Annotated in this window: 13 protein-coding genes; 6 read left to right on the top strand and 7 right to left on the bottom strand. The window is 45.8% G+C overall.

What is annotated here, in order from left to right; translation table 11 throughout:
• Positions 1-47: 47 nt before the first annotated feature.
• Positions 48-1,061: a L,D-transpeptidase family protein gene (locus ACLWBB_RS15835; RefSeq protein ID WP_413288528.1), complete on the bottom strand. Its 1,014-nt coding sequence runs from the start codon at positions 1,059-1,061 to the stop codon at positions 48-50.
• Positions 1,062-1,251: 190 nt separating this feature from the next.
• Here ACLWBB_RS15835 and fliL point away from each other — a divergent pair, with 190 nt between their 5' ends.
• The 4 genes from fliL to ACLWBB_RS15815 all read left to right on the top strand — a co-directional run bounded on the left by fliL (position 1,252) and on the right by ACLWBB_RS15815 (position 5,140).
• Positions 1,252-1,764 carry a flagellar basal body-associated protein FliL gene (gene fliL, locus ACLWBB_RS15830; protein ID WP_413288527.1) on the top strand — a complete coding sequence of 171 codons (513 nt, stop codon included), beginning with the start codon at positions 1,252-1,254 and terminating at the stop codon, positions 1,762-1,764.
• A gap of 106 nt (positions 1,765-1,870) precedes the next feature.
• Entirely contained in the window at positions 1,871-3,202 is a 1,332-nt protein-coding gene (locus ACLWBB_RS15825) for a M16 family metallopeptidase (protein WP_413288526.1), read from the top strand.
• Between the two features lie 3 nt (positions 3,203-3,205).
• A complete protein-coding gene (locus ACLWBB_RS15820; RefSeq protein ID WP_413288525.1) occupies positions 3,206-4,642 on the top strand; it encodes a M16 family metallopeptidase in 1,437 nt (478 codons plus the stop codon).
• A gap of 3 nt (positions 4,643-4,645) precedes the next feature.
• Positions 4,646-5,140 carry a hypothetical protein gene (locus ACLWBB_RS15815; RefSeq protein ID WP_413288524.1) on the top strand — a complete coding sequence of 165 codons (495 nt, stop codon included), beginning with the start codon at positions 4,646-4,648 and terminating at the stop codon, positions 5,138-5,140.
• A gap of 3 nt (positions 5,141-5,143) precedes the next feature.
• On the opposite strand, the gene ACLWBB_RS15810 is transcribed toward ACLWBB_RS15815, so the two are convergent.
• Together ACLWBB_RS15810 and ACLWBB_RS15805 are read right to left on the bottom strand one after the other, a co-directional pair.
• Positions 5,144-6,235, bottom strand: a complete 1,092-nt coding sequence (locus ACLWBB_RS15810; RefSeq protein ID WP_413288523.1) for a hypothetical protein — start codon at positions 6,233-6,235, stop codon at positions 5,144-5,146.
• A 485-nt stretch (positions 6,236-6,720) separates the two neighbouring features.
• Positions 6,721-7,461: an LPXTG cell wall anchor domain-containing protein gene (locus tag ACLWBB_RS15805; RefSeq protein WP_413288522.1), complete on the bottom strand. Its 741-nt coding sequence runs from the start codon at positions 7,459-7,461 to the stop codon at positions 6,721-6,723.
• A gap of 70 nt (positions 7,462-7,531) precedes the next feature.
• On the opposite strand from ACLWBB_RS15805, the gene ACLWBB_RS15800 reads away from it, so the two are divergent.
• Positions 7,532-8,437 (top strand): LysR family transcriptional regulator, encoded by a 906-nt coding sequence (locus tag ACLWBB_RS15800; RefSeq protein WP_413288521.1) that lies wholly within the window; start codon positions 7,532-7,534, stop codon positions 8,435-8,437.
• Here ACLWBB_RS15800 and ACLWBB_RS15795 read toward each other — a convergent pair.
• Positions 8,434-9,477: an MBL fold metallo-hydrolase gene (locus ACLWBB_RS15795; protein WP_413288520.1), complete on the bottom strand. Its 1,044-nt coding sequence runs from the start codon at positions 9,475-9,477 to the stop codon at positions 8,434-8,436. The two genes, ACLWBB_RS15800 and ACLWBB_RS15795, sit on opposite strands and share 4 nt — an antisense overlap.
• 156 nt (positions 9,478-9,633) lie before the next feature.
• Here ACLWBB_RS15795 and ACLWBB_RS15790 point away from each other — a divergent pair, with 156 nt between their 5' ends.
• Positions 9,634-10,071, top strand: a complete 438-nt coding sequence (locus ACLWBB_RS15790) for a hypothetical protein (RefSeq protein WP_413288519.1) — start codon at positions 9,634-9,636, stop codon at positions 10,069-10,071.
• Here the strand turns inward: ACLWBB_RS15790 and ACLWBB_RS15785 are convergent.
• The 3 genes from ACLWBB_RS15785 to ACLWBB_RS15775 form a co-directional block, all read right to left on the bottom strand.
• A complete protein-coding gene (locus ACLWBB_RS15785; protein ID WP_413288518.1) occupies positions 10,052-10,921 on the bottom strand; it encodes a glycine-rich domain-containing protein in 870 nt (289 codons plus the stop codon). The two genes, ACLWBB_RS15790 and ACLWBB_RS15785, sit on opposite strands and share 20 nt — an antisense overlap.
• Positions 10,922-11,049: 128 nt before the next feature.
• The gene (locus ACLWBB_RS15780) at positions 11,050-11,883 is read right to left on the bottom strand and encodes a pyruvate, water dikinase regulatory protein (RefSeq protein ID WP_413288517.1); all 834 of its coding nucleotides are present in this window, start codon (positions 11,881-11,883) and stop codon (positions 11,050-11,052) included.
• A complete protein-coding gene (locus tag ACLWBB_RS15775) occupies positions 11,880-12,416 on the bottom strand; it encodes a GTP cyclohydrolase (RefSeq protein ID WP_413288516.1) in 537 nt (178 codons plus the stop codon). The genes ACLWBB_RS15780 and ACLWBB_RS15775 overlap by 4 nt, the downstream gene beginning before the upstream one ends.
• Positions 12,417-12,438: the final 22 nt, after the last annotated feature.

Here is a 12,438-nt window from a genome sequence, read left to right as displayed (position 1 = left end):
GAAAAGTCCCACTTCTAGGAGGATTCGAGAGGCTTATCAACAATAAACTAGTTGGTAGGGGCGGCGGGTTGTGGGTTCTGAGTGGTTGCAGCCAGGTTGTCGCGGACAGGAGTCCAATCTTCACGGATAATTTTATACCCCGAGTCAGTTTTAACCGCATGAAGGGTCTTTACCCCGAAGTCGGTGTGACCATTTGATTCGTATCTTTGGAAGGTTTTTACGATCAGCTGATCTTTATGAAGTAGCAAGAAAGGCTGGGAAAGCTCAACTTTGATGAACTTATAAAGGCCCTTCAATCTGTTCTTATGATTCTTCCAGGTAGCGAAGTTAAAGCCCGGAGCCACGAATTTTTCGTCGTAGTACTTCATGTAAGCTTCGATGTCTTGCGACTGCCACGATTTTCTCCAACCTTCGATGAACTCATTTAAAGCAACACGACGCTTGTCATGTTCTTCCTTCGCAACATAGTTCACTTTGTCGAAGATCAAAATCGGAGTTTCTTTAAGCTTGATGTACTCTTTAAGTTTCGTGATCACATCATTACGAACAACTACGCAACCACGAGAGCCTCGAGTCAATGGAACCGTATCTGGAATTGAATGCAACCAAATGCCAGAACCTGTTTTACTTTCGCGACGGTCAAAGATGTTTGGATAGTCCGTCGTGAAAGCCATATTGCCATAAAGATTAAATGGAATTTCAGGCTGGCCTAATTTCTTTTCGAAGAAGTAAATGCCTTCAGGAGTGCGGTGGTCATCGCGCTTGCTTTTGTTGCCGGTGGCTTTGCCGATGTCTGAAGGAACATCGAGGATTTTTTCGATAGTCTCGCCTTTACGTTCATAGACCGCAAGGTGGCGCTCGCTTTTATCTACAAGGAAAACGTATTTGCTGAAAGCGTCGGTACTAGAGATTTGCAAAAGGTCAGAAGGTAGCAGGTTTGCATTTGTCTTATTTTGAGAAACGGTTTCTTCTTCCGCTGCAAATGCCGGAGACGAAGCAAGGCCCCAAGATACAGTAACAGCAATGCATGAAATAATGCCCGTGCAGATTCTTCTGTTCATATAGGTCTATTAGACGGATTTTCCCTGCTTTTTGTCAACTCTCGAGAGGGAAAAAGGGACCTGTTTAAACCTTCGACGAAAAGAACCAAATTTTTTAACCGAAAGCTCGCCTAAGGTTGTTAAGACCTTGGTCACGAAAGCCGATAAAAGTCTTAAGAGAAGCCAAGAAAAACGCTGAAACGAGGACTTTATGGCTCAGGCAAAAGAAGAAAAGACGGAAGCTAAACCGAAAAACATGGGGATGATCTTAACCGCGGTTTTTGCGGTGTTTAACTTCATCGTTATCGGTGGTGGTGCTTACATGGTCTATGCTTCCACCCTGGGTTGGCACAGTCCAAAGCTTACGGAAGAAGTATTGGAAACAGAGATGTCTTCCAAGTCAGAAGACGAACGTTATGCTCCCTACATTTTTACGATGGATAAGTTCACGGTGAATTTAGGCGGCGAGCCTAAAAGAACCATTCAATTGGAACTCAGTCTGCAGATGCTCGGCAAAGAAGGCTATGAAGAGATCATGAGTCCTGACAGCCGTGCTAAAGCCCGTGATAAAATTGTCCGCGTGTTGAATGAAAAAACATTCTCGGACCTTGAAAGCATTCAGGGGAAACTCTTCTTGAAAGACACGATCGCAATGGAAGTAAACAGCATCCTTAGTGAAGGTATTGTGAAAGACGTTTTCTTCTCTGATTTCGTCGTACAGTAAAAAGTCTCGCGTCTAGATCAGCCCTTAGCCCGGTGGCCGGGTTCCATGTAAATTGTTTGCCTTTAAAACGGGACCTCCTACAATAAAAAGATATTGGGAGTCCCTTATGAAACACCTTATTTTTTCCTGCGTGTTCTTCGTTGCGTCTCTGGCCTTGGCGCAAGAGAAAGACAATCTGAAAATCAACTTTCCGGTGACCAAATACAAGCTGCAAAACGGCCTGACAGTTTTATTGCACGAAGATCACTCGGTTCCATTGATCTCTTATCATACTTGGTACAAGGTCGGTTCTCGTGACGAAGCTCCGGGGATTACGGGTTCAGCTCATATGCTTGAGCATATGATGTTTAAAGGTTCTAAAAACTATCCAGGCAAATCCTTTGACCGTCTTCTTCATGAAAACGGCATCGTCAATAATGCGTTTACAACCTACGACTACACAGGTTTTTATCAAAGTCTGCCAAGCTCTAAGCTTGAGATGATGATGCAAATCGAAGTAGATCGCATGAGCAATTTGACGTTGAACTCTGAGGATCTTCTCAGCGAAAGAGAAGTCGTTAAAGAAGAGCGCCGCTGGCGCGTCGACAACAATCCAATGGGTCTTTTGATGGAAACTGTGATGGGGACGGTCTATAAACTTTCAAATTACCGTTGGCCGGTGATTGGAACGATGAAAGACATCTCTGAATACAAAGTCGATACTCTTCGTGATTTCCACAATATCTACTATGTCCCTAATAATGCTATTCTGGTTTTGGCAGGGGACTTTAAAACTTCTGAAGCTAAAAAATTGATTGAAAAGTACTACGGTCCGATTTCGTATCGTCCGATGCCGCGCAAAGAATATCCTAAAGAGCCGGACCAGGATTCTCAGCGCAACGTGAGTCTTAAAAAAGATGTACAAAGCACTTCATTCACTGTGGCTTTCAAATCCGTTCCTAACAATCATGCAGACATGTACGCTTTGGACCTTGCTGCAAATATTCTAGGAAATGGAAGTTCTAGCCGTTTGCACAAGCGTCTTGTTTACGTGAAACAATCTGCAACCTCTGCGTACTCTTACAATTCGACCATGCAAGATGGTGGTGTTTTCGCGGTGGGTGTGAATTTAAAACCGGAAACTGCGATGCAAGAAAGTTTGGAACTGGTTTACCAAGAAATTTGGAAACTTAGAAACAAACTTGTGACTGATGAAGAGCTTGCCAAAGCTAAGACTCAAGTCATGAAAGACCTAGTAGATGGTTTGACGACTGTCGATGGCAAGGCGCGTGCCTTAGCTGTGAATGAAATTGTGACGGGTTCTTATGAGAGCCTTTTCAAAGATTTGGATAAGTACAATGCTGTGACTGCAGAACAAATCAAAGATGTCTGCAATAAGTATTTGAATCAGAAGCAAAGAACGATCGCCGTCCTAGAGCCGAAAGCAAAGAAGGAATAAACCATGAGCTCATTCCAAATGAAAAACGCGTTGAATCTGATTATCCTTTCTTCTTTGGTCGGTTGTGCGGGATCTAACAAAAAAGCGGAAGCTCCAAAAAGCGAAAAACCGGCGGCTCCTGTTGTCGTCTCTAACGGCGGTCAATTTAAGCTCCGTCCGATGCGTGAAGTGCAATTAGAGAACGGTTTAAGAATCGTTTTTATCACGGATAACTCGCTTCCGCGTGTCAGCATGACGATGTTGGCAAAAGTGGGATCTCGCCAAGATCCTGCAGGGAAAGAGGGTTTGAATAACCTGACATCTCAGTTGTTAGAGCAAGGGACGCAAACTAAAAATGCCATGGCACTGGCGGACGAATTAGGACAACTCGGCACTGAAATTAATATCGAGTCTGGAAATGACTTTACAGTGATTTCGATGGACGCGTTGGTGAATACTTCGGAGAAGATGTTGGGACTTTATTCAGACATCGTTATGAATCCGGCGTTCTTGGACGTGGAAGTGGCTCGCGCTAAATCGCAGATTATAGCTCAGCAGCAAAAGAAGGTTGATAACCCATCAAACTATGCCAATGACGCTTTTGATGAGTTTCTTTTTCTGGGCCATCCATATGCCAATGATGTTTCGGGCACTCCAGTGTCCGTGCGCAAAATCACAAAACAAGATATCATCCGTCATTACTTGAACAACTACCGCCCGAACAATTCGCAGTTAGCTGTTGTAGGTCGTGTGACGAAGGACTTCGAAAGTAAAGTGGCAGAGGCCTTTAAGAAATGGACGGGGAAACCTATTCGTGACTTCAGTACGCCAGAGTTGAAGCCGATTCAGGGAATCGACATGAAACTCTTGAGCAAGGCGGGTTTGCAGCAAGCGCAAATCCGTATCGGAGAATTCGGTATTCGCCGTAATGATCCGGACTTCTTGAAGCTTCGATTGGCAAACGTAGCGCTCGGTGGAGAATTCGGCAGCCGTTTGAATCAGTACATTCGCGATGATCTTGGTTTGACCTATTCTATTTATTCATACTTTGATTCACGCGCAGACCGCGGTCCTTTTGTGATCAATACTTTTACTAAGAATGAAACTGTTGGTAAAACCGTGGATGAGAGTCTCAAATTATTCTCTGAGTTCGTAGAGAAGGGTTTGAATGAAAAAGAGTTCAATGCTGCAAAAGAACAACTTTTAGGACAGTTCCCACGCGCGATCGAGACGGCAGATCGTTTGGCCTACAATATTTTGATTTTGAACTTCTATGGAGTTCCACTCAGCTATCTGCAAGATTTTAACAAGAATGTTGCAGCGCTAAGTTTGAATGACGTAAACATTGCGATTCAAAAACACTTGGATGCAAAAAATCTGCGTGTGTTGGTTTACGCTGACGAAAAGAAAGTCGCAGACCAATTGTCCACTTACAAACCTAAGATCGAGAAAGCGAAATAGAATATGCAACCAGCACAGCAAGCTACGGCAAAATCTACGTACCAAGTTCAATGGATTGTTTGGGGAGCCCTTCTTTTGACTCACGGAATTTATGGGGTAGTGGTTAACAAAGTCGCAGAGCAAGGAGCCTTGGCAAGTTGGCAACAATCTCCGCTCTTGTTGCCTTTGAGCTGTGTTGCTATGGTGACTTTGGTAGTTACTCATGTGCTCCCAAAAATGATTTTTAGAGGCGCCCTACGGATTGCCAAAAACAATGGGCAGAATCTTGACGAAAAAGCTCTTATAACTAGTAGCATGACTGCAAATATTGTCGCGTGGGCTCTGAGCGAATCCATCACCGTTTATGGTGTGGTGCTGGGGATGGAGTGTCGCGATATCAAGCCATTTTTGCTTTTTGCAGCAGTGGGGCTCGTGAATATGTTGATCCTAAGACCTAATAAAGACCGCTGGCTTCAAGTTGCAAAGGAGAGTGGTCTTTTGCAACAGGCGTGGAAGTAGTTTTTAGAAGATACCTGCACAAACGGGCTTAACTTTCTTGAGGCCCGTTCTATCCATCCAAGACAAGAAAATACTCTGTGTATTCTCGAGATATTTTTCGGTGAAATTAGAAACATCAATGCGCGCTAGATAGCGACGCGTGCTTTGATCCGTGTAGACAATGACTGAACCAATTCCGGGAGGAAGGCTCATGCCCAAGGAAGCTGCCCAACCAAACTGATTAGGGCCTTGGCGGAAAACGCCAGCCAAGCCACCATAAGTTGTTTCGCTTTGTTGTTGTTTGAATTTTCCTTCGCGAAGTTCATAGACGACGCCAAAGGTGCTAGCTCCAGAAATCTCGACGATCCCAGTAATGGTAGACTTCAATCGCTCTGTATCCATGAAAGCTTCAAGCACCCAATTCGGTTTTCCGTTAGGTTGAACGTGACGAGAGACTCCGACACCAAAACCAACGAGATAGAAGAACCCACCAGATTTAGGAATCAGTTTTCCAAGAGCGCGGCCTTGCAAAGCTGACATAATCTTTTTAGGAAGAGCCAAACCACCAGAAAGAGAGAACATGACAGTCACGCCCGCAGAGTTACTACCTGCGATCAAACGGGCAGAGTTATAGAACTTAGTATTTACTTCAGCCAACACTTTGTTCACTAATTTTGTTTTCAAATGGAAGAAAGTAAGAACCTTCGCCATGCGCTCTAAAAACTTCTGCTTTTTACCAAGGAAAGACTGCACGTCGTGTTCAGACAAAGCAGCTAATTTCTCAAGCTGCTCTTCAGTTTGCGGCGCCTTAGGAACAAGAAGAGCTTTCTCGTCTTTGGCAGCAGCCATTTCAGCGCGAAGAGCGCGCAAAAGCTCTTCTTTAGAGCCTGTATCGACAACACCATCAAAGTCTTTAGGATCATAAACAAGAGTGATTTCTTGATTAGCAAGAGAAGGATCAGAAGAGGTCAGAATGTCAGCAGATTTAGCCTCATGAGCAAGCGTAGTAAGAATAATATCAGAAGCCTCAGAGCCTTGCGAAAGCGGCTCAGCAGCAAAAGAAAGAGAGCTACTAATAATGAGAGAAAGGCCAAAAAAACAAGTTTTCAACGACATACGAACCTCACCAAGCGCACAACCAAGCAAGGAAGAAGCCAACCCTAAAACCACCTAATTGAAATTAGAAGGACGAAGACTGCAAAAATCTTAGACAGAGAACAAATAAGGGAGGCAAAAAAAAGGAAGAAAACAAAAACCACAGGCCAAAACACGTACAAAATGACCACAAGATCAGGAACGAAGAAAACGAAAGAGCGAACTAAAAGGGGATAGAGGACGAAGAAAATTTGAAGGAGTGGGAGAGGGGCTTTGGGCTCTTACCAAAGGGGGCTTCAAGCGGCGCCTGGATGGCGCGAACCACGCCGAAGGCGTGGCGCTTGCGAAGGCCCGGAAGGCCGACCCCCGACGGGAAGAGCCCAAAGCCCCTCTCCCACTCCTTCAAATCCTCGCACGGACCAAGGAGCTTCGAGACGAGCAGAGGACAAAAAAAACGAGCTCGGTAAGGGAGCTCGTTTCGAGAAAGACTTAATGTAAGAGAGGAATTACTTCTTCTTGCGTTTCTTAAGGAAGATGTAGCCGCCAGCAGCTGCAAGGATCAGAGCAATTGCAAGGAGGAGAGTTTTGTCAGAGCCTTTGCCGTTGGCACCATTCATGTCTTCCGGATTCACCATATCCGTAGGCATAGCATTCTGGAAGCTTCCAGGGCCGAAAGTACCACTGCCAGGGCGGATTGGACCAAAGTCGGGATTATTGCCGATGTTTTTAGTTTCAATCACGCGCAAGCTCATAACCGCTTTGAAGAAGTCTTGGCTGTATTTGGTGTAGAACTGTTTGTGCGCACTGAAGGTAACGAGGACCGCGATGCGGCCTTTGATTGTTGCAAGGTAGCGGGTGAAGTAGTTTTGAACTTCACTGCTCATATGTAAGCCATCAATCCATGGCTGGTCGTTGATTTGCACGGTTTTCGCTTTATAAACGATTTTAGACTCGGCAGATCCACCGGTTTTCAGATTAATGCCAATAGGCGTGTTCAAGTGGGCTTCGTACTGTTGCATAGAGTCCGAAGGGCCTACTTCTTTGGCAGTCAGAATGATGATGGCTTCTTTGGCATCTTTGGTGTTTTCACTGCGGCAAACCCATTCGGTCTGTTCCAAGCTGCAATTCCATGACTGTGGAAGCTCGAATGAAATGTAGGCATTACGAAAAACTTTGGCGTGAGCGGTACTTGTGAGTAAGATAGACAGCAATGCCATCAGAGGATATTTGAAGCGTTGAAATTTCATGATTTGAACCTCGCTCGTGATTTAGGACAGTATAAGTAAAAATAATCCTCTGATCAAAGGAGAAAACCCCATGATGAACCTTTATCAGCTTACGACTTTTGTAACCGTCATCAGTGAAGGTAGCATGACAGCCGCTGCTGATAAGCTTTATCTCACTCAGCCAGCTGTTAGTCAGCAAATCAGAAACCTAGAGGAAGATCTAGGTGTCGAGCTTTTGGTTCGTGGGGTTCGTCAAATCAAGGCAAGTCCTCAGGGCGAGGTCTTGTATGAGCATGCTCGTAAAATTTTGCAATTAGCACAGCAGGCAGAGATTGCGATCAAATCGATAGGTGCGGAGCTTAAAGGACAAATTCGTATCGGTACATTGAACTCGATCGGTCTTCACATCATGAGCCCCTTGATGGGACGACTTATGCGCCATAATCCAGATTTGCAAATCAAAGTGGAATACAAGCCTGGTGAAGAGTTAGTGAAAGCCTTTAAAAAAGGGCAGTTTGACGTTTTGATTTTACCGCAGCTACAAGAAGAGTTTGGTTTAGAGCTTGATAACGTCGAAGAAAAGTTTTTGTTGAAAGAAGAAATGTGGTTGGTGGTATCTGGCAAAGAAACGGATATTCCAGCTCAGATCAACGCGAAAGAACTGAGCCATTTTCCAATGGTAAATTTCGTGGATGAGTTCCCGGGCTTTAATCAAAAACTGCAGAAACTCATGAGTGGTGCTGGGATTAGTCCAAAAGCTATCTTTGAGTCGTCAAATGTGGGTACTTTGAAGCGTGTGATCGAATCGGGACTTGGTTGGGGATTTTTGCCGGCGCACTCGATTCGTAAGCAGGTGCGCTCAGGTCGTTTGAACCACGTGCATGTGAAAGAGTTCCACTACGAAATCGATATGACGTATTACTTCCGTAAAACTTCGGAAGCACGTCAGTTGGCAGAGATTCTTTATCAAACTATTGCGACTCAAGAAAAAGCCTAAAACGGCGGGGTGTTGGGAAAGTAAATACTTTCCCCATGTTTCATCACGCGAAATGTTCCAGAAATAGATTTTTTATTCAGAGCTTCTTGCAAATCTTCGGCGGGTTTTGCCATGGGCTCGTCACTCAGCCTAAAGGTTCCCCAGTGGACGCCAATCGAAAGTTTGGCGTGCAGGTCTTCATGGATTTGTACGGCTTCTTCGGGATTGACGTGATTTTTCTGCATGAACCAACGAGGCGCGTACGCGCCAATAGGAAGCATCGCTAAGTCCACGTCGCCAAGGCGGGCCTGGATATCTTTAAAGTCCTTCGAATAACCAGTGTCACCGGCAAAAAAGAATTTGAATTTTTTTGCAGCGACGAACCAGCCACCCCAAAGCGTTTGGTTCGTATCAAACAGCCCACGTCGTGTCCAGTGTTGTGCAGGCGTAAAGGTCATTGTCAGATTCTGAATTTGTTTTTGCTCCCACCAGTCAACCTCTTGCACATTTTTGAGACCTTCTGATTGCAACAAACTTTGAATTCCAAGAGGCACTAGAAACAATGTCTTCTCGGGGGCACGTTTGTACAGAGCTTTCAGTGTTGGCAGATCTAAGTGATCATAGTGAGCATGAGAAATCAAAACCACATCGATGGGCGGAAGTGCCGCAAGTTCAAAGGGCAGAGGAACTTCACGTTTTGGTCCAAAAAAACTGACCGGTGAAACTCGTTCTGAGAAAACCGGGTCAATCAAAACATTCACGCCTTCCAACTGCAGCAGAGCTGTAGAGTGTCCCACCCACGTAAAGCTGGTTTTATCACGATTCGCAGACAGTGCGGCAGTGTCGGTTTTCAGAATCTCTGGCTGAAATGGAGGCTCAGGTGGTGCGTTGGTCGTCAAACGTTCCCATTGCCATTTCCAAACGCTGGATTTTGGAGAGTTGTCATAGTTATTCAGAAACTGATCCTTACTACGGTGGGGCTTCGCCGGATCATAGTAGCGGAAGTTCTGACAACCCAAAAAGATCGTAAAGCTAAGAAGAGAAAGTAATACCCATTTCATCCCGGTATTGTTGCACGAAAGATCCTGGAATTTGATGAAAAAATTTCGAGGATTTCCAGGGGAATTGCAATTCAAAGGACCTTAGCTAAATATGCTTGGATTGTAGGAGTACTAAGACCGGTGAAGGCCCTGGCATTTTTTATTTTTTGGATTCCAATGTTCGTCCAAGCTCAAGTTTGTACGCCGGATGTGAATTCCTGCGCCTTCTATGTTTGCCAAGAAAAACAACAGCCGTGTGGCCCGCGTGGTTATCCGCTGGGATTTGGTTTTAAATTTTGTCAGATTTTTTTGGATACAGAGCAAACATACTCTGTGGATGCGCATGCATGGCTTCGTCGAGTGCGTGTGTGCTTGATGGATTCCATGAATGAGCTCTCTGAAAATGGTCCACGTAGTTGCAAGCAAATCAAAGATGAAGGTTTCCGAAGTCATTTGGGTTGTTATGTTGATACGGGCTTCTGCGAACTCAGCTTTGCGGATCAGTGGGTGATTTCGTGGTCGATGCGCACAAGTTTTGTTCACCCTGAAGTCATTCGCGATGGCGTTGCTGTGATGCAAGCTTGCTCGTCACGTCCTAATACGTCGTATAGGTAATAACGATAATTCCTTGGGCACCGGCTTTGCCTGCACTGGCATCGCCGCCGCCGCCGCCGCCTGCTCCATAAAGTCCGGCATTTCCGCCGACACCATCATCGCCGCCGCCACCGCCACCACCGCCAGAGCCGTGGGTCGCAGTCATATCGGTTCCAGCTATCCCTGGAGATCCCGCTTGGCCGTCATTACCGCCTTTACCACCGGCAGCTGCGCCACCGCCGCTACCACCGTTACCACCGGTGGTGCTTGTACCTGCAGCTCCGTTCGTAGTGCCACCACCGCCTGCGCCACCACCACCGCCGCCATCGCTTCCAGAGATACCGCCGTTGGTGCCAGCACCAAGAGGGCCGCCAGCGCCGCCGCCGCCGCCGGCAGCTTTACTGCCGGTAGAGTTACCGCCGGTACCACCGCTATATTTGACATCGCCAACACTAGAGGTGCCAGAGCCTCCGGTGCCTCCGGTTGTTGTACTTGTACCTAATCCGGCTTTGGCCATCAACGTAGAGGCGTCTACGAAGTAGGTGTCTTGGCCATTACCAGCGACGCCACCGCCAGCTCCGACGAAGACGTTGATGTTAGCTCCAGCAGTTAATGTCATATTGTTTTTTCGAGCGTAAGCAGCACCACCGCCGCCGGCTTTAATGGCGGTTCCGCCGCCGCCTCCACCGCCGATGACTTGTACGAAATTGTCAGAGTTATTCCAATCATCGGGTACTTGCCACGTGCTTGCTCCCGTCGTTGTAATAACAACGACGTGAACCACAGGGATCTTTTTCCAGAAAGCGAAAGGGAGCGTATGCGCTTGCGCCTGTGAGGCTAAAACGAGATATAGGTAAAACACGATCAACATTACTAATATAGTGTGTGTCCAAATGTTTGATGGCTACATCAAAAATGATTGGAGCACCCTAATCCGAGCACAAATTGGTCCTGTGGATTTTCACGTGTAGATTTTCTTGAGAACTTCCTGAGGAAATCCTAGAACAAGACCGAGTCTGGAAGGCCTAGGCGAGCCGAAATGATACGGACAATTTCGCCAGCGGTTTCTTCAAGCGCACGCTCTGTGACGTTGAAGACTGGCCAACGTTTGTTCTGTTTGAAAATCTGGTGTGCGTATTCAATCTCTTTCATGATGTGAGAAACAGAGGCGTATTCGCCCCCAGGATCTTGACCAAATTTTTCCAAACGATTTTTACGAATGCGATGAAGACTTTCGATATCAATGATGAGTCCTACTACGCGACGCTGATCCACTTTGAAAAGCTCTTCGGGTAGCGGAGTGTTTAGTACCAATGGGACATTGGCAACTTTCCAACCTTTGTGACTTAAGAAAATTGACAGAGGAGTTTTGCTAGTACGACTGATACCGACTAAGACGATATCTGCTTTGTCTAAGTGGCTGAGTGTTTTTCCGTCATCGTGTTTTACAGTGTATTCGATTGCTTCGATACGTTTAAAGTACGTATCGTCAACAGTACGAAGAACGTTCACGCCGCTGATATTGGTTGCGCCGAAAAAACTATCCAAAGTGTTCAGCAATGGGCCCAAGAGGTCAAAAGAGGGAATACCTTTGCTGGTCGCGAGCTCGTGAATTTTTTTACGCATGCTGGGGCTTGCAACGGTGTATGCAATAAACCCGCGGCGCTCAAAGCACTCATCAATGATGGATTCCACTTGCGATTCAGTACGAACGTTTTTACAACGGACGATATTGATATCCTTGTTGGTATATTGCACCAACGCCGCACGGATCATAGTTGCTGCAGTCTCACCACTTCCGTCAGAGAGAATATAAATCGTCCAAGTTGTCATTCGTTATGAATTCCTCTGTGAATAGCCTCAGTAACAAGGCGTACATGTTCTTTCAGCCACAAATCGGGCAGAGAAGAGAAAAGCAAAAAGGCGAAGTCGGTACCGGGTCTTAAAAACAAGCACACGGTTTTTTGATCAGGGTCTAAAATCTGCAAACCCATTTTTTGCAAAATAGGTTTTGCATCAGTGCTAAGGACGCTCATCAAATCCGTTTTCGGCAACGAGATTTTTTTCTTCTGTGCACTTTTCAAAACTTGCACGTATCCGTGGTGAAAGTGCGCTTGTGGCTCCCACAGATTTTTTTCTGCTTCTAAGAAAACGCCGGCATCAAAATACAAAGCCAAACGAGAAAACAAAATGACGGCTTTATCAGTGCTGTCACTAGGAAGACTTTCAGAAAGTCCACGCAACAAGCGAGGGTCCGTCAAAGCTTCGAAATTTTTCTTCGCAAGAAGAACTTCTTCACTGGGAACGTCATGGTCATGATCAAGAATGGATTCAATGCGCTTTTGGAGGTGTGTGATGATGTTCATATAAGACTATTTTCCTCGGTTT

Source organism: Bdellovibrio sp. HCB337, assembly GCF_047302465.1.
Taxonomy (GTDB): Bacteria; Bdellovibrionota; Bdellovibrionia; order Bdellovibrionales; family Bdellovibrionaceae; genus JACMRP01.
Note: the sequence above shows the minus strand (reverse complement) of the source record. Positions and strands in the feature narration are given on the sequence as shown.

Bases quoted from the DNA above. Each gene is read 5' to 3' on its own strand.
- ACLWBB_RS15800 (WP_413288521.1), top strand. From the start codon at position 7,532: ATGATGAACCTTTATCAGCTTACGACTTTTGTAACCGTCATCAGTGAA.
- ACLWBB_RS15835 (WP_413288528.1), bottom strand. From the start codon at position 1,061: ATGAACAGAAGAATCTGCACGGGCATTATTTCATGCATTGCTGTTACT.
- ACLWBB_RS15815 (WP_413288524.1), top strand. From the start codon at position 4,646: ATGCAACCAGCACAGCAAGCTACGGCAAAATCTACGTACCAAGTTCAA.
- ACLWBB_RS15805 (WP_413288522.1), bottom strand. From the start codon at position 7,461: ATGAAATTTCAACGCTTCAAATATCCTCTGATGGCATTGCTGTCTATC.
- ACLWBB_RS15795 (WP_413288520.1), bottom strand. From the start codon at position 9,477: ATGAAATGGGTATTACTTTCTCTTCTTAGCTTTACGATCTTTTTGGGT.
- fliL (WP_413288527.1), top strand. From the start codon at position 1,252: ATGGCTCAGGCAAAAGAAGAAAAGACGGAAGCTAAACCGAAAAACATG.
- ACLWBB_RS15825 (WP_413288526.1), top strand. From the start codon at position 1,871: ATGAAACACCTTATTTTTTCCTGCGTGTTCTTCGTTGCGTCTCTGGCC.
- ACLWBB_RS15775 (WP_413288516.1), bottom strand. From the start codon at position 12,416: ATGAACATCATCACACACCTCCAAAAGCGCATTGAATCCATTCTTGAT.
- ACLWBB_RS15790 (WP_413288519.1), top strand. From the start codon at position 9,634: ATGTTCGTCCAAGCTCAAGTTTGTACGCCGGATGTGAATTCCTGCGCC.
- ACLWBB_RS15780 (WP_413288517.1), bottom strand. From the start codon at position 11,883: ATGACAACTTGGACGATTTATATTCTCTCTGACGGAAGTGGTGAGACT.
- ACLWBB_RS15820 (WP_413288525.1), top strand. From the start codon at position 3,206: ATGAGCTCATTCCAAATGAAAAACGCGTTGAATCTGATTATCCTTTCT.
- ACLWBB_RS15785 (WP_413288518.1), bottom strand. From the start codon at position 10,921: ATGTTGATCGTGTTTTACCTATATCTCGTTTTAGCCTCACAGGCGCAA.
- ACLWBB_RS15810 (WP_413288523.1), bottom strand. From the start codon at position 6,235: ATGTCGTTGAAAACTTGTTTTTTTGGCCTTTCTCTCATTATTAGTAGC.